Source organism: Streptomyces sp. NPDC004266, assembly GCF_042874095.1.
Classification (GTDB): Bacteria; Actinomycetota; Actinomycetes; order Streptomycetales; family Streptomycetaceae; genus Streptomyces.
Genome location: NZ_JBIAMM010000003.1, coordinates 457,463 through 482,909, shown reverse-complemented (window position 1 = coordinate 482,909; position 25,447 = coordinate 457,463). Strand labels below are relative to the sequence as shown.

Annotated in this window: 25 protein-coding genes; 17 read left to right on the top strand and 8 right to left on the bottom strand. The window is 72.4% G+C overall.

Annotated elements, in window-relative coordinates:
- Positions 1-80: 80 nt before the first annotated feature.
- Both ACFYUZ_RS10265 and ACFYUZ_RS10260 read right to left on the bottom strand, forming a co-directional pair.
- On the bottom strand, positions 81-803 hold the full coding sequence (locus ACFYUZ_RS10265) for a transporter substrate-binding domain-containing protein (protein ID WP_389307464.1): 723 nt from the start codon (positions 801-803) through the stop codon (positions 81-83).
- 9 nt (positions 804-812) lie between these two features.
- On the bottom strand, positions 813-1,763 hold the full coding sequence (locus ACFYUZ_RS10260) for an aldo/keto reductase (RefSeq protein ID WP_389307463.1): 951 nt from the start codon (positions 1,761-1,763) through the stop codon (positions 813-815).
- 185 nt (positions 1,764-1,948) lie between these two features.
- Here ACFYUZ_RS10260 and ACFYUZ_RS10255 point away from each other — a divergent pair, with 185 nt between their 5' ends.
- Entirely contained in the window at positions 1,949-3,454 is a 1,506-nt protein-coding gene (locus ACFYUZ_RS10255) for an alpha/beta hydrolase (protein ID WP_389307462.1), read from the top strand.
- Between the two features lie 56 nt (positions 3,455-3,510).
- Here ACFYUZ_RS10255 and murQ read toward each other — a convergent pair whose 3' ends face one another.
- Positions 3,511-4,440, bottom strand: a complete 930-nt coding sequence (gene murQ, locus ACFYUZ_RS10250) for an N-acetylmuramic acid 6-phosphate etherase (RefSeq protein ID WP_389307461.1) — start codon at positions 4,438-4,440, stop codon at positions 3,511-3,513.
- Between the two features lie 49 nt (positions 4,441-4,489).
- A complete protein-coding gene (locus ACFYUZ_RS10245) occupies positions 4,490-5,407 on the bottom strand; it encodes a MurR/RpiR family transcriptional regulator (protein ID WP_389307460.1) in 918 nt (305 codons plus the stop codon).
- A gap of 123 nt (positions 5,408-5,530) precedes the next feature.
- On the opposite strand from ACFYUZ_RS10245, the gene ACFYUZ_RS10240 reads away from it, so the two are divergent.
- Together ACFYUZ_RS10240 and ACFYUZ_RS10235 are read left to right on the top strand one after the other, a co-directional pair.
- The gene (locus ACFYUZ_RS10240) at positions 5,531-5,887 is read left to right on the top strand and encodes a hypothetical protein (RefSeq protein ID WP_351180124.1); all 357 of its coding nucleotides are present in this window, start codon (positions 5,531-5,533) and stop codon (positions 5,885-5,887) included.
- Positions 5,888-5,900: 13 nt separating this feature from the next.
- Entirely contained in the window at positions 5,901-6,170 is a 270-nt protein-coding gene (locus ACFYUZ_RS10235) for a DUF4031 domain-containing protein (RefSeq protein WP_389307459.1), read from the top strand.
- Between the two features lie 90 nt (positions 6,171-6,260).
- Here the strand turns inward: ACFYUZ_RS10235 and cpt are convergent, their stop codons facing one another.
- The 4 genes from cpt to ACFYUZ_RS10215 form a co-directional block, all read right to left on the bottom strand.
- The gene (cpt, locus tag ACFYUZ_RS10230) at positions 6,261-6,782 is read right to left on the bottom strand and encodes a chloramphenicol phosphotransferase CPT (protein ID WP_389307769.1); all 522 of its coding nucleotides are present in this window, start codon (positions 6,780-6,782) and stop codon (positions 6,261-6,263) included.
- A 31-nt stretch (positions 6,783-6,813) separates the two neighbouring features.
- A complete protein-coding gene (locus tag ACFYUZ_RS10225; protein ID WP_389307458.1) occupies positions 6,814-7,386 on the bottom strand; it encodes a dihydrofolate reductase family protein in 573 nt (190 codons plus the stop codon).
- Positions 7,387-7,491: 105 nt separating this feature from the next.
- Positions 7,492-8,709: a Cmx/CmrA family chloramphenicol efflux MFS transporter gene (locus ACFYUZ_RS10220; protein WP_389307457.1), complete on the bottom strand. Its 1,218-nt coding sequence runs from the start codon at positions 8,707-8,709 to the stop codon at positions 7,492-7,494.
- 157 nt (positions 8,710-8,866) lie between these two features.
- Positions 8,867-9,544 (bottom strand): hypothetical protein, encoded by a 678-nt coding sequence (locus ACFYUZ_RS10215; RefSeq protein WP_389307456.1) that lies wholly within the window; start codon positions 9,542-9,544, stop codon positions 8,867-8,869.
- Positions 9,545-9,689: 145 nt separating this feature from the next.
- Between ACFYUZ_RS10215 and ACFYUZ_RS10210 the strand changes: the two genes are divergently transcribed.
- The 14 genes from ACFYUZ_RS10210 (at position 9,690) to ahcY (ending at position 25,441) form a co-directional block, all read left to right on the top strand.
- The gene (locus tag ACFYUZ_RS10210) at positions 9,690-11,126 is read left to right on the top strand and encodes an MFS transporter (protein ID WP_389307455.1); all 1,437 of its coding nucleotides are present in this window, start codon (positions 9,690-9,692) and stop codon (positions 11,124-11,126) included.
- Positions 11,127-11,203: 77 nt separating this feature from the next.
- Positions 11,204-12,373, top strand: a complete 1,170-nt coding sequence (locus ACFYUZ_RS10205; protein ID WP_389307453.1) for a trans-sulfuration enzyme family protein — start codon at positions 11,204-11,206, stop codon at positions 12,371-12,373.
- 89 nt (positions 12,374-12,462) lie between these two features.
- Positions 12,463-13,002: a MaoC family dehydratase gene (locus ACFYUZ_RS10200; RefSeq protein WP_389307452.1), complete on the top strand. Its 540-nt coding sequence runs from the start codon at positions 12,463-12,465 to the stop codon at positions 13,000-13,002.
- 82 nt (positions 13,003-13,084) lie between these two features.
- Complete coding sequence (locus ACFYUZ_RS10195) at positions 13,085-13,927, top strand: class I SAM-dependent methyltransferase (protein ID WP_389307450.1); 843 nt, start codon at positions 13,085-13,087, stop codon at positions 13,925-13,927.
- Positions 13,924-14,967 (top strand): class I SAM-dependent methyltransferase, encoded by a 1,044-nt coding sequence (locus ACFYUZ_RS10190; RefSeq protein ID WP_389307449.1) that lies wholly within the window; start codon positions 13,924-13,926, stop codon positions 14,965-14,967. Before ACFYUZ_RS10195 ends, ACFYUZ_RS10190 begins: the two co-directional genes overlap by 4 nt.
- Before the next feature lie 27 nt (positions 14,968-14,994).
- Entirely contained in the window at positions 14,995-15,885 is an 891-nt protein-coding gene (locus ACFYUZ_RS10185; RefSeq protein WP_389307448.1) for a diiron oxygenase, read from the top strand.
- 45 nt (positions 15,886-15,930) lie between these two features.
- Entirely contained in the window at positions 15,931-16,818 is an 888-nt protein-coding gene (locus ACFYUZ_RS10180) for a hypothetical protein (RefSeq protein WP_389307447.1), read from the top strand.
- Positions 16,819-16,876: 58 nt separating this feature from the next.
- Positions 16,877-17,266 (top strand): holo-ACP synthase, encoded by a 390-nt coding sequence (gene acpS, locus ACFYUZ_RS10175; RefSeq protein WP_389307446.1) that lies wholly within the window; start codon positions 16,877-16,879, stop codon positions 17,264-17,266.
- Between the two features lie 14 nt (positions 17,267-17,280).
- Positions 17,281-17,532, top strand: a complete 252-nt coding sequence (locus ACFYUZ_RS10170; protein WP_093874787.1) for a phosphopantetheine-binding protein — start codon at positions 17,281-17,283, stop codon at positions 17,530-17,532.
- Entirely contained in the window at positions 17,529-18,752 is a 1,224-nt protein-coding gene (metK, locus tag ACFYUZ_RS10165; protein WP_389307445.1) for a methionine adenosyltransferase, read from the top strand. The genes ACFYUZ_RS10170 and metK overlap by 4 nt, the downstream gene beginning before the upstream one ends.
- Before the next feature lie 3 nt (positions 18,753-18,755).
- Positions 18,756-19,739, top strand: a complete 984-nt coding sequence (locus ACFYUZ_RS10160; protein WP_389307444.1) for a carbohydrate kinase family protein — start codon at positions 18,756-18,758, stop codon at positions 19,737-19,739.
- The gene (metH, locus tag ACFYUZ_RS10155; protein WP_389307443.1) at positions 19,736-23,185 is read left to right on the top strand and encodes a methionine synthase; all 3,450 of its coding nucleotides are present in this window, start codon (positions 19,736-19,738) and stop codon (positions 23,183-23,185) included. Before ACFYUZ_RS10160 ends, metH begins: the two co-directional genes overlap by 4 nt.
- Positions 23,182-24,045 carry a methylenetetrahydrofolate reductase [NAD(P)H] gene (gene metF, locus ACFYUZ_RS10150; RefSeq protein WP_389307442.1) on the top strand — a complete coding sequence of 288 codons (864 nt, stop codon included), beginning with the start codon at positions 23,182-23,184 and terminating at the stop codon, positions 24,043-24,045. Before metH ends, metF begins: the two co-directional genes overlap by 4 nt.
- Entirely contained in the window at positions 24,038-25,441 is a 1,404-nt protein-coding gene (ahcY, locus tag ACFYUZ_RS10145) for an adenosylhomocysteinase (RefSeq protein WP_389307441.1), read from the top strand. Before metF ends, ahcY begins: the two co-directional genes overlap by 8 nt.
- Positions 25,442-25,447: the final 6 nt, after the last annotated feature.

Below are 25,447 nucleotides of genomic sequence, written 5' to 3'. Positions count from 1 at the left end.
CGCCCCCTTCGACACCCCCTTCGACCCCGAGGGCCCGGCCGTACGACCACGGCCGGGCCCTCGGGCGTCCGGGCCTCCCGTCAGGCCGACGGCGCCAGCAGGCCCTCGTCCTGGCCCGAGCGGCGCAGCGACTCCGCGACGAAACCGTTCGCCTTCAGCTCCTCGACCGTGTCCCGGAGGAAGGCGACCGTCTCGGGGCGGCGCCCGACCGTCGTCCCCACGGCCTGCCGGATCTCCATGAACCGGCCCTCGATCAGCCGCACATCCGGGTGCGCGGCGGCGTACGCGGTCATCGGCTCGCGGATGCCCGCGCCCGCCTCCAGCGCCTCGGACCGGAACGTGTCGACGCCCTCGTCGCCGCGCACCACGGTCGCGTGCACGAGGTTCCTCGAAAGGAACAGGTCGTACGCGGAGCCCTTCTTGACGCCGATCCGCACGCCCGGCGCGTCCACCCCGTCCACGGTGGTGAGCTCCGAGCCGCGCGGCACGGCGTACACCCCCTCGATGACGACGTACGGGGCGGTGAACGCGACCTCCGTCTCCCGCGCCGGGTCCACGGCGAGGAAGCAGAGGTCGGCCCGGCCGTCCGCCATCGCCTCGAAGGACTTCCGCGCCGCGTCGAAGCAGAGCAGCTCGACGGGGAGGCCGAGCCGCGCCCCGATCTCCCGCGCCAGGTCCACGGTGACCCCGCCCGGCGCCTCGGGCGTGCCCTGGGCGAGCACCGGGTTCCCGAGGTTGATCGAGGCCCGCAGGACTCCGGTGGGGGCGAGGTCGGAAGCGAGGGACTGCGGCGCGGTCGTCATGGGCGGAGTCTAGGCGCCGGTGCTCCGGTGGACGCGGTCGAGGAGCGCCAGCTCCTCGGGCGTGAGGCGGAGGGCGCCGGCGGCGACGTTGGCGGTCAGATGGCCGGGGTCGCCGGTGCCGGGGATGGCCAGGAGGTGGGGGCCCTGGTGGAGGGTCCAGGCGATGCGGACCTGGGCGGGGGTGGCGTCGTGGGCCGCCGCGACGGCGAGGACCTCCTCGCTCTCCGGGGCGGTCGCCCCCGTCTCGCGTCCGGCGGCGGCGATCGCGTAGAAGGGCACGAACGCGATGCCCTGTTCGCCGCAGTGGCGGACGAACTCGTCGTACTCGGGGCGGACCCCGATCCCGTACATGTTCTGCACGCAGACCACCGGGGCGATCTCCCGCGCCTCGGCGAGGTGCGCCGGGGTGATGTTGGAGAGGCCGAGGTGGCGGATGAGGCCCGCCTCGCGGAGCTCGGCGAGCGCGCCGAAGCGCTCGGCGACCGAATCGTCGCCGACGACACGGAGGTTGACGACGTCGAGGTGGTCGCGGCCGAGCTGCCTCAGGTTCTCCTCGACCTGGGCGCGCAGCGCGGCGGGGGTCCGGGCGTGCTCGCTCCAGGCACCGGAGGCGTCACGGGCCGGGCCGACCTTGGTGGTGATGACCAGGTCGTCGGGGTAGGGGCCGCCGAGGGCGCTGTTGATCAGCTCGTTCGCGGAGCGCAGCGGCGAGAAGTAGAAGGCGGCCGTGTCGATGTGGTTGACGCCGAGGTCGACCGCCTTGCGCAGTACGGCCATCGCGTGGTCGCGGTCCCTCGGCACGGCGTTCGCGACGAGCGCCTCGCCGTGCTGGGGGAGCCGCATGGCGCCGAAGCCGACCCGGTTGACGGCGAGGTCCCCGCCGAGGGTCCAGCTGCCGGAGTCGGAGGCGTGGGGGGTGGTGACGGACGTGTCCGTGGTGGCCGAGCCTGTGGTGGTCATGGCGGGGATGATCTCCCGGGAGGCGGGGCGGCGCCAGCGGATCGCCCTCCCGGGGCCGGGCTTCCGCGCCCGGACCGGAGGCGCGGCGGTCCGCGATCCCGCCCGGGCGTAAGGGGGTTGGCCCCACCCCCGACCCGGCGGCCCACCGGATGGGGGCCGACGGCCCGGTCCGTGAAGCTGTGCGCATGACAACGAATCGTGGACGCAAGGCCCTGATGCTCGCCCTCTCCGTCGCCGCCGTCGCCGGCGTCGGACTCGTCGGCGGCAGTGCCGCCCCCGCCGCCGCTGCCGCCCCCGCCGGGCTGGACTGGGGCGACTGCGACCCCGCCGTGAAGCCGTTGCCGGGACAGCGGTGCGCCACGCTCTCCGTGCCCCTCGACTACGCCGCCCCCGACGGCGAGCAGATCGGCCTCGCCGTGGCCCGGCTGCCCAGCACCCGGCCCGAGGCGCGGCGCGGGACGCTCATGGTGATCCCGGGCGGTCCGGGCAGCTCCGGTGTGCAGCGGCTCGGGCAGAAGGGGGCCGCCCTGGCGAAGGAGACGGACGGCGCGTACGACCTGGTGGCCTTCGACCCGCGCGGCGTCGGCGGCTCCGCGAAGGCCCGGTGCGGCTTCGCCGAGGAGGACCGGCGACTGGTGACCCTGCGGTCCTGGCCCGCCGCCGACGGCGGCATCGGCGAGAACGTGGCCCGCTCGCGCCGGATGGCCGAGGCGTGCGAGCGCAACGGCGGCGCGATGCTGCGCGGGCTGACGACGGCCAACCAGGTGCGGGACCTCGACCGGCTGCGGCAGGCGCTCGGCGAGCGGAAGCTGTCCGCGTGGAGCGTGTCGTACGGGACGTACGTGGCCGCCGTGTACGCCCAGGAGTTCCCGGAGCGCACCGACCGCTGGGTCCTCGACAGCAGCTCCGACCCCGACCCGAAGCGCGTCGCCCGGGGCTGGCTGGCGGGCATGTCGCGCGGCGCCGAGGACCGCTTCCCGGACTTCGCGGCCTGGGCCGCCCGCCCCGAGCGGTCCGGCGAAGGGCTGCGCCTCGCCGAACGCCCGGAGGACGTACGGCCGTTGTTCCTCGACCTCGCCGCCCGTCTCGACCGCGCGCCGCGCGCCTCGGCGACCCCCGGCGCACCGCTGACCGGCACCGTGCTGCGGCAGGCGCTCCAGCAGGCCCTGTACTCCGACGCCTCCTTCCCGGCCTTCGCGCGACTGATGTCCCAGGCCCTCGACCCGGCGGGCGTGCCGGTCCTTCCGCCCGAGCTGGCGGGGCCGATGCCCGACGAGGCGGCCACCGTCAGCGTGGGCGTGATCTGCAACGACGTGGACTGGCCCGCCTCCGTGCCGGCGTACGGGAGGGCCGTCGCCGCGGACCGGGAGCGGTACCCGCTGACGGCCGGGATGCCGGCGAACATCACGCCGTGCGCCTTCTGGAAGGGCGGCGCGGTGGAGAAGCCGACCCGGATCACCGACCGGGGCCCGTCGAACGTCCTGATGATCCAGAACCTGCGCGACCCGTCGACCCCGCACTCCGTGGGGCTGAGGATGCGGGCGGCCCTCGGCGACCGGGCGCGGCTCGTCTCGGTCGACAGGGGCGGCCACGGGGTCTACCTCGGGAACGGGAACGCGTGCGGCGACCGGGCCGTGACCCGTTTCCTCACCGAGGGCGTGCGGCCCGCGGAGGACGTTCTCTGCCGGTGACGGGGCGGGGGCCCACAGGGGGGATCACGCGGGGGATCACGCGGTCACGCGGGGGGTCACGCGGTGGGCGCGTGCAGCGCCGCGCGCAGGTGGCCCTGGGAGGCGGTCAGCCGCTCGGCGGCCGTGGGGGCGTCGATGTCGGCGAGGATCATGAGGATGGCGTTCTTCACCTCGCCGTCGGCGGCGGCGAGCGCGCTCTCGATCTGCTCGTCCGGCGCGCCGGTGGCCAGGGCGACGATCCGCCGGGAGCGGGCCTGGAGCTTGTCGTTGGAGGCGCGGACGTCGACCATCAGGTTCCCGTAGGTCTTGCCGAGGCGGATCATCGTGAGGGTCGAGATCATGTTGAGGACGAGCTTCTGGGCGGTTCCGGCCTTGAGGCGGGTGGAGCCGGTGAGGAGCTCGGGTCCGGGGACGACCTCGATGCCGTGCTCGGCCGCGGCGGCGAGCGCGCTGTCCTCGTTGCAGGCGAGGCCGATGGTCAGCGCGCCCCGGGCGCGGGCGTGTTCGACGGCGCCGACGGCGTACGGGGTGCGGCCGGAGGCGGAGACGCCGACGACGGTGTCGTCGGCGGTGAGCCCGAGTGCGTCCAGGTCGGCGGCGGCGAGCTCGCGCGAGTCCTCGGCGCCCTCGACGGCCTTGACCATGGCGGTGGGGCCGCCCGCGATGAGGCCGACGACCTGCGACGGATCGGTGTTGAAGGTGGGCGGGCACTCGCTGGCGTCGAGGACGCCGAGGCGGCCGGCGGTGCCCGCGCCCATGTAGATGAGCCGGCCGCCGCGGGCCATGCGGGCGGCGGTGGCGTCGATGGCGGCGGCGATCGCGGGGAGCTGCCGCTCGACGGCCTCGGGGACGGTGCGGTCCTCGCCGTTCATGAGGCGGGCGATGTCCAGCGTCGGGAGTCGGTCGATCTCGGCGAGTTCGGGACGGAAGGCCTCGGTGGTGAGGGTGGCGAGCTGGGCGCGGAGTTCGGAGTACGTGGTGGGCACGGGGGCTCTTTCGGTACGGAGGCGTCGTCGGCGCCGGTGAACGTGTGGGTCAGCGGGTGCGCGGGGAGTGCCGGTGGGCGAGGGCCTCGTACGAGGCGGCGAGGGCGGGGGCGGCCGTCTCGTACGTGCGCTGGGTGACGCAGGTGAACAGGCAGTCCACGACCAGGAGCTGGCTGGTGCGGGAGGACATGGCGGCGGGGCGCAGTTCGCTCTCGCGGGCCGTGGAGGTGGTCAGGACGTGGTCGGCGTACTGGGTGACGGGGCCGTCCGGGCGGCCGGTGACGGCGACCGTGGTGGCGCCGTGGTCGAAGGCCACGCGCAGGGGTTCTATGACGTCGCCGGTGGAGCCGGAGTGGGTGATGGCGATGGCGACGTCTCCGGAGCGGAGCTGCACGGCGTTGGTGACGGCGAGGTGCGGGTCGCTGTGGGCGTGCGCGATCAGGCCGATCCGGAGCAGCTTCTGGCCGAGGTCCTGGGCGACGAGGCCGGAGGCGCCGATGCCGTAGATGTCGATGCGGCGGGCGGCGGCGAGGGCGGCGACGGCGGCGCCGAGCTGGACGGTGTCGAGTCCGGCGGCGGTGTCGGCGAGGGTCTGCTGCTCGTCGTAGGCCAGCTTGGCGACGACGTCGGCGACGGGGTCGTCGACGGCGATGTCGGCGGTGACGGCCGGGGCGCGGCCGGACTGCTGCTGGGCGGCCAGGCCCGCGAGGGCGAGGCGGAGGTCGCGGTAGCCGGGGTAGCCGAGGAGCCGGGCGGTGCGGACGACGGTCGCCTCGCTGGTGCCGGTGAGCTCGGCGAGGCCGGTGACCGTGAGGGCGGCGCAGCCGGCCGGATCTCCGGCGACGGCCTCGGCGACCCGCTGCATGGAGCGGGTCATGGACGGCGCGAGGGTCCGCACCTTGGCCGCGAGGGCGGCGGGGGCGGGGGGCGCGTCGCCGATGAAACTTTCCTTCACGTCATTGGTCACACCTGAAAGATACTTTCGGCGGGGTGGGGCGACAAGACCCCGCGGGCCCTCTTCGGCCCCGGATCCGGAAGGGACCTTCCCCCTTCCTCCTCTCCGGCCCGCGCGCCGGGAGACAATGAGTGCATGGACGACATCGACCCCGTGGAGCAGGCGCTGCACGCCGCTCGCGCGCTGGTTCTGGCCGACCTGGTGGCGCGGCAGGTGGCCGCCGCCGAGGTCGTGTCGATGGTGGAGGACGCGGTGACCCACCGGCGCTGGTGGGTCGAGCAGTGGCCCGAGGGGGTGTCGTACGTCGCCGGGCTCGTCGCCCAGGACGTGCAGGACGCCCTGCTCGAACGGTACGGACGCTGGCCGCTCTGCCCGGTCTGTGCCTCGGGCGACCCGCACGCCCTCGACGTGGAACCGGAGCTCGGGCCCGACCCGCACTGGGTCTGCGGCAAGCAGGGCGTGGTGGTGGCCCCGGTGGGCGGCCTGACGTGACGGGAGCTCTCGCGTGACCCTCTACATCGACCCGCCGACCTGGCCGGGCCACGGCCGCATGTGGTCGCACCTGGTCAGCGACGTCTCCTTCGAGGAGCTGCACGCCTTCGCCGCCTCGATCGGCGCACCGCCCCGCGCCTTCGAGCGGGACCACTACGACATCCCCTCCGACCGGTACGCGGACGCGGTGGCGGCGGGCGCGATCGAGGTCGGCTCGAAGGAGCTGCTCCGGCGCCTCACGAGGGCGGGGCTGCGCCGGCCCAAGGGCCGCCCGGTCGCCTGAGGTTCCTCCCGGCCTCCGCCGGCCGAGGGCCGCCCGGTCGCCCGAGGTTCCCCCCGGTTTCCGCGTCAGCCGGGCCCGGCGGCGATCGCGTCAGCCGAGCCCGGCGGCGATGGCGCGGGCGCACTCCAGGGACTCGGCGTGCGTCGTGTCGACCTCCACGTCGTACTCCACGCCCGCGTGCACCATCAGGGCCTGCCGCGCGGCCATTCCGACGGTCCGGTCACCGCGGGCGATCTCGCGCCCCGTGGCGACCGCGCTCTCGCACCGGACGCCCACCCACAGCACGGGCAGGTCGCCGAGGGCCTCGCGCCAGCGCTGCTGGGAGGCGGCGCCGCCGAGGAAGACGTCGTCGACGACGATCCGGGCGCCGGCCCTGGCCATCGCCACGAGGCCTTCGGCCCAGGCCGCCTCCAGGGCCCGGAAGCCGGCGCCGACGCTGACGCCGCCGTCGGCGTCGAAGACGATCCCGGAGTCCGCGGCCTGCATCTTCGCGGGCAGCGCGTCGACGAACGAGTCGACGCCGAACGCCAGCCACGGGTCCGGCAGTACGGCCTGCAGACACCGCACGATGCCGGACTTCCCCGAGCTGGAACCGCCGTTGAGGATGATCATCCGTGTCGTCACGGGCGCCACCCTAGGCGCGTCAGCGGACGACGTCGAACACGTTCTTCTGCAGGCCGTTCGCGTAGACCTCGTGCTCCACCAGCTTCAGCTTCTGCGCGTCCTTGTCCGTGGCGCTGAAGAGGCGCTTGCCCGCGCCGAGCAGGAGCGGGAAGACGAGCAGGTGGTACCGGTCGATCAGGCCGGCGTCCGAGAGGGCCTGGTTCAGGGAGGCGCTGCCGTGGACGATGATCGGCCCGCCCTCGGTCTCCTTCAGGGCGGCGACCTCGTCGAGCGAGCGCAGGATCGTCGTCTCGCCCCAGTTCGACACGAGGTCGTCCTCGGTGAGGGTCGTGGAGACGACGTACTTCGGCATCACCTTGTAGTCGGCGAATTCCTCCATGTCGGGCCACACGGGGCTGAACGCCTCGTAGCTGGTGCGGCCCATCAGCATCGCGGCCGCCTCCTTCTGCTCGCGGTCCTTGATCTCGAACGCCTCGGGGAGGAACTCGACCTCCTTGAAGGTCCATCCGGAGTTGCGGTAGCCGGGCTCGCCGCCCGGGGCCTCCACGACGCCGTCGAGCGAGATGAAGGCGGTGCTGATCAGGGTGCGCATCTGGGGTTCCTCGGCTTCTCGTGTCCGGTGCGGGCGTTCATGGTCCAAGACCGCCGATCATGGGGAAACTCATCGCCCGCCGTCCACTTTCTTCCCGGCGGATCCTCAGCGGGACGCCTCGGCCTGCCGTTCCTGCTCCCGATTCTCCCTGGCCGAGCCCGAAGTCACCACCCGGGACGGCGACTTGTGGAGCCTGAGGGCGACCGCCGCGGTGGCGAGGCCCAGGGCCGTCATGGCCGCGCCCGCCCAGGCCGTGGAGGCGTAGCCGAGGCCGGCGTCGATGACGGTGCCGCCGAGCCAGGGGCCTCCGGTGTTGCCGAGGTTGAAGGCGGCGGTGGTGGTGGCGCCCGCGAGGGTGGGGGCGGCGCCGGCGACGTTGAACATGCGGGCGTTGAGGGCCGGGGCGGTGTAGAAGGCGGAGACGCCGAGGAGGAAGGCGAGCAGGACCGTGGCGACGGGGCTGGACGCGAAGAGGGCCAGGGCGATCAGGAAGGCGGTCGAGGCGGCGATGCCGCTGAGCAGCACTCCGAAGAGGTGGGCGTCGGCGACGCGGCCGCCGATCGTCGTACCGACCAGGGCGCCGATGCCGAAGAGGCCGAGGACGGCCGAGACCCAGCTCTCGTCGAGCCCGGAGACGTCGGTGAGGAGCGGGGCGAGGTAGGAGAAGGCGCAGAAGACGCCGCCCGCCGCGAGCGCGGTGACCGTGACGGAGAGGAGGACCTGCCGGTCGCGGTAGATGGCCAGCTCCCGCCTGAGGCGGGGCTCGGTCTCGGGGAGGGGGATGTGCGGGATGCGGGTGACGACTCCGACGAGCGCGATCGCGGAGGCCGCGCCGACCGCCCAGAACGCCGAGCGCCAGCCGAGGTGCTCGCCGAGGAACGCGCCGGCGGGGACGCCGAGGACGTTGGCGATGGACAGGCCGCCGATCATGACGGCCATCGCCCGGGCGCGGGAGCCGACCGGGACCATCGCGATGGCGACGGCCGCGCCGACCGCCCAGAACCCGGCGCAGGCGAGCGCGCTCACGACGCGGGAGGCGAAGAGGACGGCGTAGTTCGGGGCCAGCGCGCCGGCGATCTGCCCGAGGCCGAAGACGGTGATGAGGGCGACGAGCGTCGTCTTGCGGGGCAGCCGGAGCGTCGCGACGGCGAGCAGCGGCGCGCCGACGACCATGCCGATCGCGAAGGCGGAGATGAGCAGTCCGGCGCGGGGGATGGAGACGCCCATGTCCTCCGCGATGGGCGGCAGGAGTCCGGAGAGCATGAACTCGCTGGTCCCGAGGGCGAAGACCGAGAGCCCCAGGATGTACACGGCCAGGGGCATACGGGTGGGGGGTACGGAGGGGGCGGGGGGCGCGGCGGGTGTCGTGTGCTCGGCTGAGGGAGACGGCATGACATGCGTCAACCTGTGGTTTGTTCCTGTCATTCCGTGGCGGCCGGACTTCTCGGGATGTGAGACGCCGCCCCCCCTGGCCGGGCCGTCAGCCCGCCAGCTCCGCCAGCTCCCGCTCCAGGTTCTCCCGGGCCCGCTCCTCCCAGACCGCCGCGCCGTACGGCGTGCGGAAGAGGCGGGGCAGGGCGAGGAGCCGGCGGAGGACGGCGGCGCGGCCCGTGCGGAAGTCCGCTTCCGGGACGAAGGAGTACTCCTCGCGGACCGCCGCCGTGTACCCCCCGTACGTATCGGGGCCCGTGGCCAGGATCGCGAGGTCCGCGTCGCAGAGGGTCTCGCCGTTGAGGTCGCCCGGGGCCGGGTCGTGGGTGATGGTGAGGCGGACCAGGCGGGCCACCTCGGTGACCTCGTGCTGAGTGAGGCCGGCTTCGGTGAGGGCCTTCTCGGCCAGGGCGGCCGAGCGTTCCTCGTTCTCCGAGCGCTCCGGGCGGTAGACGGCGTCGTGGAACCAGGCGGCGAGCCGTACGAGCTCCAGCTCGCCGCCCTCCCCGCCCTGGTCGGCGAGCTCGTCGATGCGGTCGAGGACCGCCCGGAGGTGGGCGACCGTGTGGTAGCGGCGCTGCGGCTCGGCCCAGCGGGACAGCAGGTTCCGGCCGTACGGCGCGGGGTCGGGGCCCTCGCGGCCGGCGCGGGCGGCGAGCAGCGTGGCGTTCCACCGCTGCAGTAGGTCCGGATGGGGGTCCCGGCGGTGCTCTTCCTCGGCGGTCATGGGGGCATTCTGCCCGGCCGGGGGTGCGGAGAGGGTGCTTCCCACGCGCCCTCCCCTCACTCTTACATACCCCCCATGGGTATGCTACGGTGCTCCGCACAGGTACCCCCTAGGGGTATGCAGCAGCGAGTGAAGGGTCAGGGCAATGTCAACCGTCAATCCCCGGCGCTGGTGGGCACTTGTCGTGCTCGCCGCCGCTCAGTTCATGGTCATCATGGACACCTCGATCATCGGGGTCGCGCTCCCCGAGATGCAGAAGGACCTGGGCTTCTCGCAGAGCGAGCTCCAGTGGATCTTCAACGCGTACGTGGTCGTCTTCGGCGGCCTGCTGCTCCTCGGCGGACGCCTCTCCGACCTCGTCGGGGCCCGCAGGATCTTCGTCTCCGGCTGGGCGGTCATGATCGCCGGTTCGGTCGTGGCCGCGGCCGCGCAGACGGCCTGGGTCGAGATCGTCGGCCGCGCCGTCCAGGGCGTCGGCGGCGCGCTCATCGCGCCCTCCGCCATGACCCTGCTCATGATGCTCTTCATGCACGACCCGAAGGAGCTCGGCAAGGCGATGGCGCTCTACGGTGCCGCCGCTCCCGCCGGCGGCACCGCGGGCGTCTTCCTCGGCGGCGTCTTCACCGAGTGGATGAGCTGGCAGTGGGTCTTCATCATCTACATCCCGATCGGCCTCGCGACCCTCGCCGCGACCAGGCTCCTCCCGAACGTCGAGTCCCGCCGCGGCTCCGTCGACGTCCTCGGCGCCGTCGCCGTCACCGCCGGTCTCGCGCTCGCCGTCTTCGCCGTCGTCCGTGCCCCCGAGGTCGGCTGGGGCGCCACCGCCACCATCCTGGAGCTCGTCGGCGCGGCCGTCCTCCTGATCCTCTTCCTCGTCGTCCAGAAGAGCATCCGCGAGCCGCTCATGCCGCTCTCCGTCTGGCGGGTCCCGCGCCTCGGCTCGGCCAACCTGGCCATGACGCTGCTCGGCGCCGCGTGGATCCCGATGTGGTACTTCCTCAACCTGTACCTCCAGCAGGTCCTGGGCTTCGGCGCCTTCGAGTCCGGTGCCGCGCTGCTCCCGATGACCGTGCTCCTCATGATCTTCATGACGGCCATCACGGCCCGGCTCATGATGAAGGTCGGTGCCAAGCCGCTCATCGCGGGCGGCCTGCTGGTCCTCGCCGCCGGTCTGGTCTGGCTCGCCGCCGTCCCGCCCACCGGATCCTTCCTCGTCGACGTCCTGCCGGCCTCGCTGGTCGCCGCGCTCGGCATGTCCCTCGCCTACATCCCGACGATGATGACCGCGATGTCCGGCGCCCCGCAGGAGCAGGCCGGCCTGGCCTCCGGCATCGTCAACACCACCTACAACGTGGGCTCCGCGCTCGGTCTCGCCGCGCTGACCGCCGTCGCCATGTCGCAGGGCGCCGACCAGCTCGGCAACCTGCCGAAGCTGACGGACGGCTTCTCCTCCGCCTTCATCGGCGCCGCGATCATCGCCGCCGTCGGCGGTGTCGTCACCCTCCTCGTCATGAAGAGCGACAAGGCGGTCGCGGCGGAGGCCGCCGCCCCCGCCCCGCAGGCCGAGAAGGTCTCCGCCTGAGCCGCACCGGCAGGGGCCGCCCGATGTCCGTCCCCGGACGTCGGGCGGCCCCTTTCCCGTATCCAGGAAGGAACGTCGTGGAGCTCAACACCCGTGCCGTGCACGTCGTCAACGAGCCGTTCCAGAGCGGCGGCCGGCCGCTCTCCGTGCCCCTCGTCCAGTCCTCCGCCTTCGCCTTCGACTCCGCCGCCGAACTCGCCGGGGCGATGGCCGACCCCGACGGCCGGTACGTCTACGGCCGTCGCGGCAACCCGACCGTCCGGGCCCTGGAGCAGACCCTCGCCGGCCTGGAGTCGGGGGAGGGGGCCATCGCCTTCGCCTCCGGCATGGGCGCCATCAGCGGGGTGTTGCTCGCCCTCCTGCGCCCCGGCGACCGGGTGGTCGCCCAGCGCTGCCTCTACGGGGGGACGCACGCGGTCCTGTCGGACCTGGCCGAGCGGTACGGGATCGAGGTCGTACGGATATCCGGCGACGACCCGGCCGAGCTGGAGGCCGCCGGCACCCACCCCGCCACCCGGCTCCTCGTCCTGGAGACGATCGCCAACCCCACCGGCCAGGTCCCGGACCTGCCCGGACTGCTCGCGGCGGCCCGCGGCCTCGGGGTGACCAGCCTGGTCGACAACTCGCTCGCCTCGCCCGTGCTGTGCCGCCCCCTGGAGCTCGGTGCCGACGTCGTGGTGCACTCCACCACCAAGTACCTCTCCGGCCACTCGGACGTCCTCGGCGGCGTCGCCGTCTTCGCGGACGGCGGCCTGCGCCGCCGGGTGTGGCCCCGCACGGTCGAACTCGGCGCCTGCGCGGACCCGTTCGCGGCCTGGCTCACCCTGCGCGGGATCCCCACGCTGCCGCTGCGGATGCGCGAGCACTGCGCCAACGCGGCCGCCCTCGCCGAGCTGCTCGCCGCCCGCGCCGACGTCAGGGCCGTGCACCACCCGTGGCGCCCGGACCACCCCTCGTACGACACCGCCCGGAAGGTCCTGAGCGGGGGCGGCGGGCTGCTCTCCTTCGAGCTCGCCGGGGGCCGGGAGGCGGGCCGGGCCTTCATCGAGCGCGTACGGCTCGCGAAGCTCGCGCTCTCGCTCGGCGGCGTGGAGACGCTCGTCGCGCATCCGGCGTCCACCTCCCACCGGGAGCTGGACGAGGGCGAGTTGGCGGCCGCCGGGATCGCTCCCGGGCTCGTGCGGATGTCCGTCGGCATCGAGGACGTCGAGGACCTCTGGTCCGACGTCGAACAGGCCCTCGCGTGAGCCTTCTTTTGGGTTGACAAAATAAATGACTGATTCGTAGATTGGGGTGTGCCAGGGAAAGACCACTCCTAGGTCAAGGGGGGCGCGCGATGCGCTACTTCGAGGACTTCCGGCCCGGCGACGTCCACGAACTGGGCACCGTCACCGTCACGACGGAGGAGGTGCTGGAGTTCGGCAGGCGCTTCGACCCGCAGCCCTTCCACACGGACCCCGAGCTCGCGAAGGACTCCCCGTTCGGCGGCCTGATCGCGAGCGGGTTCCACACGCAGTCGATGTTCATGCGCCGCTACGTCGACGGACTGCTCGCCTACAGTGCCTGTACGGGCTCGCCCGGCATCGACGAGGTCCGCTACCTGCGGCCCGTCCGCCCGGGCGACGTCCTCACCGCACGCGTCGAGATCCTCGGCGCCACCCCGTCGCCGTTCCAGCCCGCCACCGGCACCGTCAAGCCGCGGTGCACGCTCGTGGCCCCCGACGGGACGGCCGTGTTCAGCATGATCCTGCACAGCATCTTCCGCCGGCGCCCCGCCGACGCCGAGGCCGGTCATCCGTCGTCGATGCCCGCGGCCGAGGACCCCGTCGCCTGCGCGCGACCGGCCAAGACCTGCGCCCCGGCCATGAGCGCCTGACGGACCGTCCTTCGTCGGGCCCCTGAACACGGCCGTCCGCATCACCGTCGCATCCCGTATCCCAAGTGAAGGGGGACCTCCTGTGGAGGCCGTATCCCGCACCGCCCAGTGGACCGCCGCAGCGCGCGCCCTGGAGACCGAGCGCGAGGACCGGCTGTTCGCCGATCCCTACGCGCGCACCGTCGCCGACGAGATCGGCTTCGAACTGCTCGCGCGCTACGACGGGGGCGGCATCGTGCCGTTCCTCGCGATCCGCACCACCTACCTCGACCGGGCCGTCGTGAAGGCGGTGGAGGAGCGCGGCATCCGGCAGGTCGTCCTCCTCGCCGCCGGCATGGACACCCGCTTCTTCCGGCTGCCCTGGCCCGACGGCGTCACCGTCTACGAGCTCGACCGCCCGGCCCTCCTGGAGGCCAAGGCCGAGATGCTCAGGGACGAGCCGCAGCCCGCCGGCCGCACCCGGGTCACCGTCCCCGTCGACCTCACCCAGGACTGGACCGGCCCCCTGAAGGAGGCCGGCTGGAAGAGCGAGGAGCCCGTCCTGTGGGTGGTCGAGGGCCTGCTGTTCTTCCTGCCCGAGCAGGCCGTGCGGACCCTCATCTCGACGCTCTCCGCGCACGCCGCGCCCGGCTCCGTGCTGCTCGGCGACGTCATCTCGAAGTCCGCCCTGGAGAACCCGCTGGCCCGCACCTTCATGAGCGCGCTCCAGGAGGACGGCAACCCGTGGCTCTTCGGCACCGAGGAGCCCGAGGCGCTGCTCGCCGACTGCGGCTGGGCCGTGCGCGAGGTCAAGCAGCCCGGTGAGGACGGCGCCGCCTTCGACCGCTGGCCCTACCCGGTGCCGGCCCGCTCCGTGCCGCGCGTCCCCCGCTCCTTCCTGTTCACGTGCGACCTGCCGACGTACGAGGAGGAGACGGCCGCATGAGCGCCCACGACTTCCACCAGAAGGTCATCACCGACGCCGGCGCGGCCGTCCGCGGCCTCACCGTCGCCCTCGGCGAGCGCCTCGGCCTCTACAGGGCGCTGGCCGCCGACGGTCCGCTGACCGCCGGACAGCTCGCCGAGAAGACCGGCACGAACGAGCGGTACGTCGAGGAGTGGCTGCACGCCCAGCTCTCCGCCGGGTACGTCGAGCGCCACCCCAGCTCCCTCACGTACACGCTCCCCGCCGACCACGTCGAGGTCCTCGCCGACCCGAAGGCCGTCACCTACGCCGCCGGGTTCTTCACCGCCCTCAAGGCGCTGTACGCCACCGAGGACCTGCTCGTCGAGGCGTACCGCACCGGCGACGGCGTCGGCTGGGCCGAGCACGACGCGGCCCTCGACACCGGCATGGGCTCCTTCTTCCAGCCCACGTACGAGCACAAGCTCGTCCCGGACTGGCTGCCCGCCCTCCACCAGGTCACCGACAAGCTCGCCGCGGGCGGCACCGTCGCCGACGTCGGCTGCGGCGTCGGCCACACCACCCTCCTCATCGCGAAGGCCTTCCCGAACGCCACCGTCCACGGCTTCGACTACTCGGAGGAGGCCATCTCGATCGCGCGGGAGCTCGCCGAGGAGGCCGGTCTGTCCGACCGGGTCGTCTTCGAGGTCGCCTCCGCCGACGACTACCCCGGCTCCGGCTACGACCTGGTGTGCTTCTTCAACGCCCTGCACGACATGGGCGACCCGGTGGCCGCCGCCCAGCACGTCCACAAGTCGCTCGACACGGACGGCACCTGGATGCTCGTCGAGTCCAACGTCTCCCCGCAGGACGTCGACGCCCAGACCCCCGCCGCCCGCATGTTCATGGCCCTGTCCGCCGTGATGTGCCTGCCGGTCGCGGTCGCGCAGCGCGGCCCGCACGCCCTCGGCAACCACTCCGGCGAGAAGGCCTTCCGGGCCATCGCCGAGGAGGCCGGCTTCACCCGCTGGCGGCGCGCCACCGAGACCCCGGTCAACGCGGTCTACGAAGTCCGCCCGTAACCCACGACGTCAGCGAGGAGTCCTGCCATGGGCGTTGCCGCCCTGCCCGTCACCGACCGCTTCATGGAGGTCCTCGAACGCCTCAGCGAGCGTTCCGTCGAGGACTACTACAACCCGTACCAGACCTTCCAGTGGCCCGAGACGCTGGAGGAGAACCGTTTCTGGATGACGCCGGAGCTGCTCACCGTCTACGGCACCGAGCACTTCGACACCCTCGGCGAGGAAACGCTTCAGCGCCTGTCGAAGTGGGAGTCCGTCAACTTCTACAGCCTCAACGTGCACGGCATCCGCGAGCTCCTCATCGAGGTCGTCGGCCGCATCCACATGCCCGGCTTCGAGGTCCCCTCGGACTTCTTCCACCACTTCATCGGCGAGGAGAACGAACACATGTGGTTCTTCTCCGAGTTCTGCCGGCGCTACGGCCACAAGATCTACGGCTCCACCGCCATGCGCGCCGACGCCGCCTGGGAGCCCGAGGTCGAGAACTTCCTCGTCTTCACCCGCATCCTCTTCTTCGAGGAGCTCGTCGACCACTACAACTCCCGGATGGCGAAGGACGACTCCCTCTGCCACACCATCCGCGAGGTCAACCGCATCCACCACCAGGACGAGTCCCGCCACATCGCCTTCGGGCGCGAGCTGGTCTCCCTGCTGCACCAGCGGATGTGCCAGGCCGTGAGCGCCGACCGGGTCCGCGAGGTCGAGGCGTACCTCAAGCGGTACGTCGTCTACAGCATCAACTCGCTGTACAACCCGCACGTGTACAAGGACGCCGGCATCGCCGACCCGCTCGGCCTGCGCAACGCCCTGATCGCCGACGAGTCCCGCCGCGCCCACGAGCGCAAGGCGATCCGCAAGCCGCTCGCCTTCTTCCTGAAGACCGGGATCTTCGCGGACGACGCCCTGCCCGTCCTCTGAGCGACCCCCTCACCCGAGAGCCCTCACCTGAGAGGTGCACCGACCATGACCTTGACGACCCCCGAGACCGTCGGGGAGACCAGGGGCCTGCCCACCCTCGGCCCGGAGGCGACCCGCCTGCTCCGGCTCCTCGACGACACCTTCGAGGGCTGGGGGGTGGCCGCGGGCGCCCGCCCCATGACCATGCCCCCGCTCCTCCCCGCCGCCGACCTGGCCAGGCTCGACTACTACGACAACTTCCCCCACCAGGCCGTCGTCGCCGCCCCGCTCGACCTGGAGCGCCGCGCGACCACGCCCTTCGACACCACCGCCGGCCGCTTCCCGAGCGGGGCACTCGAACCCGCCGCGCTCGGCCTGCCCTCGGCGTCCTGCTACGCCGTCTACCTGACCCACCAGGGCACCCGGGTCGCCGACGACACCCTCGTCACGATCTGCTCCTGGTGCTTCCGCAAGGAGACCCACTACGAGGGCATGCGGCGCCAGCTCGGCTTCCGCATGCGGGAGATCGTCGCCATGGGCGGCCGTGAGCACGCCGAGAACCACCTCGCCGAGTTCACCACCCGCATCCAGTCCTTCGCGAAGGCGCTCGACCTGCCGCTGACCCGGGAGGCCGCCTGCGACCCCTTCTTCGACAAGGGCAGCTCCAAGGCGGTCCTCCAGCGGCTCACCCCGGTGAAGCACGAGTTCCTGTACGAGGACCTGGCGATCGCCTCGGTCAACACGCACCGGAACTTCTTCGGCGAGCGCTGCGACATCACCCTGGAGTCGACCGGCGGACCGGCCTTCACCAGCTGCGTCGCCTTCGGCCTGGAGCGGTGGCTGTCGGCGCTGACCCGGCGCCACGGCAGCTGGGAGGCCGCCACCCGGGCGGTGCTCGACGTCACCCGCGGGGCGTCGGCCGGTGCGAGCGGCGCGGCCGGGCCGGTGATCTGACGTGCCGGCCCGTCCCGCCGCCCCGCCGGCGGGCGGACCGGGGTGGGCGAATCTCGGCATGGACATCGTGTCCGTCAACCGTGTCCGCAGGCTCCTCGCCCAGTACGGGGAGCGGTTCTTCGAGCGGATGCTCACCCCCGGCGAGCTCGCCGACTGCCGTACGTCCTCCGGGCTCGACGTCCTGAGCCTGTGCGGGCGGATCGCGGCGAAGGAAGCGGCGTTCAAGACCTTACGGGTCCGCGGCAGGTTCCTGCCGTGGCCGGACATCGTCGTGCGGCGCTCCGAGGGCGGCTGGCCGCTCGTGGAGCTGCACCGGACGGCCGCCGAGATGGCGGCGGAGTCCGGCATCACCGAGATCACCGTGTCCATCAGCCACGACGTGGACTACGCGGTCGCGGTCGCCGCGCCGATCATCGCCCCCACCCCCTACGTATCCAGCAGCAGCTAACAAGGAGAGCAACCATGGCCGACGGCCTGCAGACGGTGAAGAACTGGATCCTCGAGCGTCACCCCGAGCGCGACGACATCGCGTCCGACCTGGACCTGATCGAGAACCGCCTCATCGACTCGCTGTCCTTCGTCGAGTTCGTCTTCCTCCTGGAGCAGGAGAGCGGCACCGCCATCCAGATGGAGACCCTGGAGGTCGACTCCATCCGCACCCTCGGCGCCATCGAGCAGCACTTCTTCAAGACCCCGGCGGAGGCCCAGGCATGAGCCGCCGCCTCTTCACCTCGGAGTCCGTCACCGAGGGGCACCCCGACAAGATCGCCGACCGGATCAGCGACACGATCCTCGACGCCCTGCTCGCCGAGGACCCGCACTCCCGGGTCGCCGTGGAGACGCTGATCACCACCGGTCAGGTCCACATCGCCGGCGAGGTCACCACCTCCGCGTACGCGCCGATAGCCCAGCTGGTGCGCGACGCCGTCCTCGACATCGGCTACGACTCCTCCGCGAAGGGCTTCGACGGCGCCTCCTGCGGCGTCTCGGTGTCCATCGGCGCCCAGTCGCCGGACATCGCCCAGGGCGTCGACACGGCCCACGAGGTGCGGGTCGAGGGATGCCCCCGAGGGGACGGAGGCGACGAGCTCGCCGGCCAGGGCGCGGGCGACCAGGGCCTGATGTTCGGCTACGCCTGCGACGACACCGCCGAGCTGATGCCGCTGCCGATCGCGCTCGCCCACCGCCTGTCGCGGCGGCTCACCGAGGTCCGCAAGGACGGCACCGTGCCGTACCTGCGGCCGGACGGCAAGACGCAGGTCACCATCGAGTACGACGGCGACCGCCCGGTCCGCCTCGACACGGTCGTCGTCTCCTCGCAGCACGCCGCCGACATCTCCGTCGAGGGCCTGCTCACCCCGGACGTCCGCGAGTACGTCGTCGAGCACGTCCTCAAGCAGCTCGTCGAGGAGGGCGTCAGCCTGGAGTCCGACGGCTACCGGCTCCTGGTCAACCCGACCGGGCGCTTCGAGGTCGGCGGCCCGATGGGCGACGCCGGACTCACCGGCCGGAAGATCATCATCGACACGTACGGCGGGATGGCCCGGCACGGCGGCGGCGCCTTCTCCGGCAAGGACCCGTCGAAGGTGGACCGCTCGGCGGCGTACGCCATGCGCTGGGTCGCGAAGAACGTCGTCGCGGCCGGCCTGGCCCGCCGCTGCGAGGTGCAGGTCGCGTACGCGATCGGCAAGGCGGAACCGGTGGGCCTCTTCGTGGAGACCTTCGGCACCGGCACCCTGACGGACGAGCGGATCCAGCAGGCCGTGAGCGAGGTCTTCGACCTCCGGCCGGCGGCGATCATCCGCGACCTGGACCTCAAGCGGCCGATCTACGCGGCGACGGCGGCGTACGGCCACTTCGGCCGCGAGCTCCCCGAGTTCACCTGGGAGCGCACGGACCGGGTGGAGGCCCTGAAGAAGGCAGTGGGGGCGTAGACCATGCGCATCGCTGTCACGGGATCCATCGCGACCGACCATCTGATGACCTTCCCCGGCCGGTTCAGCGAGCAGCTGCTCGCCGACCGGCTCGACCGGGTCTCCCTGTCGTTCCTCGCCGACAACCTGGAGGTCAGGCGCGGCGGAGTGGCAGCGAACATCGCCTTCGGACTCGGTGTCCTCGGCCTGCGGCCCGCCCTCGTGGGCGCGGTCGGCGCCGACTTCGAGCCGTACCGGGTCTGGCTGAAGGACCACGGCGTGGACACCGACTCGGTGCGCGTCAGCGCGTCGCTCCACACCGCCCGCTTCGTCTGTACCACCGACCGGGACCAGAACCAGATCGCCACCTTCTACGCGGGGGCGATGGCCGAGGCGCGCGAGATCGACCTCCGCGAGGTCGTCGCCCGCACCGGCCGCCTGGAGCTGGTCCTGGTCTCCCCGGACGACCCCGAGGCCATGCTCCGGCACACCCGCGCCTGCCGCGACCTGGGGATCCCCTTCGCCGCCGATCCGTCGCAGCAGCTGGCGCGGCTCGACGGGGGAGAGGTGCGGGAGCTGGTGGACGGGGCCCGGTTCCTGTTCACCAACGAGTACGAGACGGCCCTCCTCCTGGAGAAGTCCGGCTGGCCGGAGGCCGAGGTCCTGCGCCGCGTCGGCACCTGGGTCACCACCCACGGCGAGGCCGGCGTCCGCGTCCGCGGCGACGGCCGGGACCCCCTCTCCGTGCCGGCCGTGGAGGTCCCCGCGGTCGTCGACCCGACCGGCGTCGGCGACGCCTTCCGGGCCGGGTTCCTCGCGGGGACGCTGTGGGGCGTGCCCGAGCGGTGCGCGGCACAGCTGGGCTGCGCGGTCGCGGCGACCGTCCTCGACTCCGTGGGGACGCAGGAGTACCGGCCGCACCGGGACTCCCTCCTGGACCGGCTCAGGACGACGTACGGCGTCGGCTGCACGGCGACGCTCGTCCCCCATCTGAGGGGGCTGACATGAGGCGCTCCCTCCGCGAGGAGTTCGCGACGCGGGTCGTCGTCGCCGACGGGGCCATGGGCACCATGCTCCAGGCCGCCGACCCGTCGATGGACGACTTCCGGCAGCTGGAGGGCTGCAACGAGATCCTCAACCTCACGCGCCCCGACGTCGTCGCCTCCGTCCACGACGCCTACTTCTCGGTCGGCGTGGACTGCGTCGAGACCAACACCTTCGGGGCGAACCTGGCCGCGCTCGCCGAGTACGGCATCGAGAACCAGGTGTACGAGCTGTCCGAGGCCGGCGCCCGCATCGCCCGCGCCTCCGCCGACGCGCACACGGCCGCCGACGGCCGGCCCCGCTGGGTCCTCGGCTCCATGGGGCCCGGTACGAAGCTGCCGACCCTGGGACACGTCACGTACGAGCCGCTCAGGGACGCCTTCCAGCAGAACGCGGAGGGCCTGATCCGCGGCGGCGCCGACGCCCTGCTCATCGAGACCTCGCAGGACCTGCTCCAGACGAAGGCGGCCGTCATCGGCGCCCGTCGGGCCCTGGACTGGGTCGGCGTGGACCTGCCCGTGATCGTGCAGGTCACGGTGGAGACGACGGGCACGATGCTGCTCGGCTCGGAGATCGGCGCGGCGCTGACCGCCCTGGAGCCGCTCGGCATCGACATGATCGGGCTGAACTGCGCCACGGGCCCGGTGGAGATGGCCGAGCACCTGCGGCACCTCTCCCGGCACGCCCGGATCCCGATCTCGGTCATGCCGAACGCGGGCCTGCCGGTCCTGACCGCGGACGGCGCCCACTACCCGCTGTCGCCGACCGAACTGGCCGACGCCCAGGAGCAGTTCGTACGGGAGTACGGCCCGGTCCTGGTCGGAGGCTGCTGCGGCACGACCCCGGAGCACCTGCGGGAGATCGTGGCGCGGGTGCGCGGCGCGGCCGTGCTCGACCGCCGGCCGGTCTCCGAGCCCGGCGCGTCCTCCCTGTACGGGCACGTGCCGTTCCGGCAGGACACCTCGTACCTGGCGATCGGGGAGCGGACCAACGCCAACGGGTCGAAGAAGTTCCGGGAGGCGATGCTGGAGGGCCGCTGGGACGACTGCGTGGAGATGGCGCGGGACCAGATCCGCGAGGGCGCGCACATGCTCGACCTGTGCGTGGACTACGTGGGCCGGGACGGCGTCGCGGACATGGAGGAGCTGGCGGGGCGTTTCGCGACCGCCTCGACGCTGCCGATCGTGCTGGACTCCACCGAGGTGGACGTCCTGCGGGCCGGCCTGGAGAAGCTCGGCGGCCGGGCCGTCATCAACTCCGTCAACTACGAGGACGGCGACGGGCCCGAGTCCCGCTTCGCCAAGGTCACGGCGCTCGCCCAGGAGCACGGCGCGGCGCTGATGGCGCTGACGATCGACGAGGAGGGCCAGGCCCGGACGGCCGAGGCGAAGGTCGCGATCGCCGAGCGGCTCATCGCCGACCTCACCGACAACTGGGGGATCAGGGAGTCGGACATCCTCATCGACACCCTGACCTTCACGATCTGCACCGGTCAGGAGGAGTCGCGGAAGGACGGCATCGCCACCATCGAGGCGATCCGCGAGCTGAAGCGCCGCCACCCGGACGTGCAGACGACGCTGGGCCTGTCGAACATCTCCTTCGGCCTCAACCCGGCCGCCCGGATCGTCCTCAACTCGGTCTTCCTCGACGAGTGCGTCAAGGCGGGCCTGGACTCGGCGATCGTCCACGCGTCGAAGATCCTGCCCATCGCCCGCCTGGAACCGGAGCAGGTCGAGGTCGCGCTCGACCTCATCCACGACCGGCGGCGCGAGGGCTACGACCCCCTCCAGCGCTTCCTGGAGATGTTCGAGGGCGCCACGGCGAAGTCCCTCAAGGCCGGCAAGACCGAGGAGCTCCTCGCCCTGCCGCTGGACGAGCGGCTCAAGCGGCGGATCGTCGACGGCGAGAAGAACGGCCTGGAGGCCGACCTGGACGCGGCGCTGGCCGGGCGGCCGGCGCTGGAGATCGTCAACGACGTGCTCCTCGACGGCATGAAGACGGTCGGCGAGCTGTTCGGCTCCGGCCAGATGCAGCTGCCGTTCGTGCTCCAGTCCGCCGAGGTCATGAAGACGGCGGTGGCCCACCTGGAGCCGCACATGGAGAAGTCCGACGCGGAGGGCAAGGGCACCATCGTGCTCGCCACCGTGCGCGGCGACGTCCACGACATCGGCAAGAACCTCGTCGACATCATCCTGTCCAACAACGGCTACAACGTCGTCAACATCGGCATCAAGCAGCCGGTCTCCGCGATCCTGGAGGCGGCCGAGGAGCACGACGCCGACGTCATCGGCATGTCGGGCCTCCTGGTGAAGTCCACCGTGATCATGAAGGAGAACCTGGAGGAGCTCAACGGCCGCGGCCTGGCCGCCAGGTACCCCGTGATCCTCGGCGGCGCCGCCCTGACCAGGGCGTACGTCGAGCAGGACCTCCACGAGATCTACCAGGGCGAGGTCCGCTACGCCCGCGACGCCTTCGAGGGCCTGCGCCTCATGGACGCCCTCATGGCCGTGAAGAAGGGCGTCCCCGGAGCCGTGCTCCCCCCGCTCAAACAGCGCCGGGTGGCCCGGCGGCCGGTGGTGGAGGTCCGGGAGCCCGAGCCGGCCGGCCGCTCCGACGTCGCCGCCGACAACCCCGTACCCGAGCCCCCCTTCCTCGGGACGAAGGTCACCACCGGCATCCCGCTGTCCGAGTACGCCCCCTGGCTCGACGAGACCGCCCTCTTCAAGGGCCAGTGGGGACTGAAGGACGCCGCGACCGTCGAGACCGAGGGCCGGCCGCGCCTGCGCGCCCTCCTCGACCGGATCGAACGCGAGGGCCTGGTCGAAGCAGCCGTCGTCCACGGCTGGTTCCCCTGTGTGTCCAAGGGCGACGACCTGATCGTCCTGGACGAGGACGGAGGCGAGCGGACCCGCTTCTCCTTCCCCCGCCAGCAGCGGGGCCGCCGCCTCTGCCTGGCCGACTTCCACCGCGCCGAGGACTCCGGCGAGGTGGACGCGGTCGCCTTCCAGGTCGTCACCGTCGGATCCGGGATCGGGGAGGAGACGGCCCGGCTCTTCGCCGCCGACGCCTACCGCGACTACCTCGAACTCCACGGCCTCTCCGTGCAGCTCGCCGAGGCCCTCGCCGAGTACTGGCACGCCCGCGTCCGCGCCGACTGGGGCATCGGCCACGCCGACCCCGCCGGCCTGGCGGGCATGCTGCGCACCGAGTACCAGGGCTGCCGCTACTCGCTCGGCTACCCGGCCTGCCCCGACCTGGAGGACCGGGCGAAGATCGCCGCGCTGCTCCGGCCGGAGCGGATCGGGGTCGTGCTGTCGGAGGAGTACCAGCTGCACCCCGAGCAGTCGACGGACGCGATCGTCGTCCACCACCCGGAGGCGAGCTACTTCAACGCGGGAGGCCGCAGGTGACCCCGACGTACTCCTTCGAGTTCTTCCCGCCGAAGACCGACAAGGGCGAGCAGACCCTCTGGGCCGCGATCCGGCGCGTGGAGGCCCTCAAACCGGACTTCGTCTCCGTGACGTACGGCGCGGGCGGCTCGTCCCGCGACCGGACCATCGACGTCACGAAGCGGATCGTCACCGGGACCACCCTGCGCCCCGTCGCCCATCTGACGGCCGTCGGGCACTCGGTCGCCGAGCTGCGGGCCATCATCGGCGCCTACGCGGACGCCGGCGTCCGGGACGTGCTCGTGCTGCGCGGCGACCCGCCGGGCGACCCGCGCGGAGCGTGGACCCCGCACCCGCGGGGCTTCAGGTACGCGTACGAACTCGTGGAACTGGTCCGCTCCCTGGGCGATTTCAGGATCGGGGTGGCGGCCTTCCCGGAGGGCCACCCGAGGTCTCCCGACGCGGGGAGCGACCTCGCGCACTTCGTCGCCAAGTGCCGGGCGGGCGCCGACTACGCCATCACGCAGATGTTCTTCGACCCCGAGGACTACCTGCGGCTCCGGGACCGGGTCGCCGCCGCCGGCTGCGACACCCCGATCATCCCGGAGATCATGCCGGCCACCGACGTGCGCCAGATCCGCCGCTTCGCCGAGCTGTCGGACGCGGCCTTCCCCGAGGACCTGGCGCACCGCCTGGAGGCGGCGAAGGACGACCCGGCCGCCGCGTACCGCATCGGCGTCGAGCACGCGACGCGGATGGGCCTGCGGCTGCTCGACGAGGGCGCGCCGGGCCTGCACTACATCACGCTCAACAAGTCGACGGCGGCCCTGGAAATACACCGAACCATCCTGAGTGCAAGGAGAGTTGCAGCGCATGTCTGATGTCACCGGTTTCTCGGACTACAAGGTCGCCGACATCTCGCTGGCCGCCTTCGGCCGCAAGGAGATCACCCTCGCCGAGCACGAGATGCCCGGTCTGATGGCGATCCGCCGCGAGTACGCCGAGCAGCAGCCGCTCGCCGGCGCCCGGATCACCGGCTCGCTCCACATGACGGTCCAGACCGCCGTCCTCATCGAGACCCTCGTGGCGCTCGGCGCCGAGGTCCGCTGGGTGTCCTGCAACATCTACTCGACGCAGGACCACGCGGCCGCCGCGATCGCCGCCGCCGGCATCCCGGTCTTCGCCTGGAAGGGCGAGACCCTGGAGGAGTACTGGTGGTGCACCGAGCAGGCCCTGACCTGGCCCGGCGCCGACGGGCCCAACATGATCCTGGACGACGGCGGTGACGCGACGCTGCTCGTCCACAAGGGTGTGGAGCACCGGAAGACGGGCGTCCTGCCGGAGGCGTCCAACGAGGAGCTGGCGGTCGTACGCGCCCTGCTGGAGAAGACCACCCTGGACTGGACGGCGATGGCCGCCGGAATCCGCGGCGTGACGGAGGAGACGACGACGGGCGTCCACCGCCTGTACGAGATGCACCGCGAGGGCGCGCTCCTCTTCCCGGCGATCAACGTCAACGACGCCGTGACGAAGTCGAAGTTCGACAACAAGTACGGCTGCCGCCACTCCCTCGTCGACGGCATCAACCGCGCCACCGACGTCCTCATCGGCGGCAAGACCGCCGTCGTCTGCGGCTACGGCGACGTCGGCAAGGGCTCCGCGGAGTCGCTGCGCGGCCAGGGGGCGCGGGTGATCGTCACGGAGATCGACCCGATCTGCGCCCTCCAGGCGGCGATGGACGGCTACCAGGTCGCCACCCTGGACGACGTGGTGGAGACGGCCGACATCTTCATCACCACCACCGGCAACAAGGACATCATCATGGCGTCCGACATCGCCCGGATGAAGCACCAGGCGATCATCGGGAACATCGGCCACTTCGACAACGAGATCGACATGGCCGGTCTCGCGCGGATCCCCGGGATCGTGAAGGACGAGGTCAAGCCGCAGGTCCACACGTGGACGTTCGAGGACGGCAAGGTCGTCATCGTCCTCTCCGAGGGCCGCCTGCTGAACCTCGGCAACGCGACCGGCCACCCCTCCTTCGTGATGTCGAACTCCTTCGCCGACCAGACGCTGGCGCAGATCGAGCTCTTCACGAAGACGGAGGAGTACCCGACCGGCGTGTACGTGCTGCCGAAGCACCTCGACGAGAAGGTCGCCCGCCTGCACCTCGACGCGCTGGGCGTCCGCCTGACGACGCTCCGCCCCGAGCAGGCGTCGTACATCGGGGTCCCGGTGGAGGGCCCGTACAAGCCGGACCACTACCGCTACTGAGCCCGG

Bases quoted from the DNA above. Each gene is read 5' to 3' on its own strand.
- ACFYUZ_RS10265 (WP_389307464.1), bottom strand. From the start codon at position 803: ATGACGACCGCGCCGCAGTCCCTCGCTTCCGACCTCGCCCCCACCGGA.
- ACFYUZ_RS10260 (WP_389307463.1), bottom strand. From the start codon at position 1,763: ATGACCACCACAGGCTCGGCCACCACGGACACGTCCGTCACCACCCCC.
- ACFYUZ_RS10255 (WP_389307462.1), top strand. From the start codon at position 1,949: ATGACAACGAATCGTGGACGCAAGGCCCTGATGCTCGCCCTCTCCGTC.
- ACFYUZ_RS10240 (WP_351180124.1), top strand. From the start codon at position 5,531: ATGGACGACATCGACCCCGTGGAGCAGGCGCTGCACGCCGCTCGCGCG.
- cpt (WP_389307769.1), bottom strand. From the start codon at position 6,782: ATGATCATCCTCAACGGCGGTTCCAGCTCGGGGAAGTCCGGCATCGTG.
- ACFYUZ_RS10225 (WP_389307458.1), bottom strand. From the start codon at position 7,386: ATGCGCACCCTGATCAGCACCGCCTTCATCTCGCTCGACGGCGTCGTG.
- ACFYUZ_RS10220 (WP_389307457.1), bottom strand. From the start codon at position 8,709: ATGCCCCTGGCCGTGTACATCCTGGGGCTCTCGGTCTTCGCCCTCGGG.
- ACFYUZ_RS10215 (WP_389307456.1), bottom strand. From the start codon at position 9,544: ATGACCGCCGAGGAAGAGCACCGCCGGGACCCCCATCCGGACCTACTG.
- ACFYUZ_RS10210 (WP_389307455.1), top strand. From the start codon at position 9,690: ATGTCAACCGTCAATCCCCGGCGCTGGTGGGCACTTGTCGTGCTCGCC.
- ACFYUZ_RS10200 (WP_389307452.1), top strand. From the start codon at position 12,463: ATGCGCTACTTCGAGGACTTCCGGCCCGGCGACGTCCACGAACTGGGC.
- ACFYUZ_RS10190 (WP_389307449.1), top strand. From the start codon at position 13,924: ATGAGCGCCCACGACTTCCACCAGAAGGTCATCACCGACGCCGGCGCG.
- ACFYUZ_RS10185 (WP_389307448.1), top strand. From the start codon at position 14,995: ATGGGCGTTGCCGCCCTGCCCGTCACCGACCGCTTCATGGAGGTCCTC.
- ACFYUZ_RS10180 (WP_389307447.1), top strand. From the start codon at position 15,931: ATGACCTTGACGACCCCCGAGACCGTCGGGGAGACCAGGGGCCTGCCC.
- acpS (WP_389307446.1), top strand. From the start codon at position 16,877: ATGGACATCGTGTCCGTCAACCGTGTCCGCAGGCTCCTCGCCCAGTAC.
- ACFYUZ_RS10170 (WP_093874787.1), top strand. From the start codon at position 17,281: ATGGCCGACGGCCTGCAGACGGTGAAGAACTGGATCCTCGAGCGTCAC.
- metK (WP_389307445.1), top strand. From the start codon at position 17,529: ATGAGCCGCCGCCTCTTCACCTCGGAGTCCGTCACCGAGGGGCACCCC.
- ACFYUZ_RS10160 (WP_389307444.1), top strand. From the start codon at position 18,756: ATGCGCATCGCTGTCACGGGATCCATCGCGACCGACCATCTGATGACC.
- metH (WP_389307443.1), top strand. From the start codon at position 19,736: ATGAGGCGCTCCCTCCGCGAGGAGTTCGCGACGCGGGTCGTCGTCGCC.
- ahcY (WP_389307441.1), top strand. From the start codon at position 24,038: ATGTCTGATGTCACCGGTTTCTCGGACTACAAGGTCGCCGACATCTCG.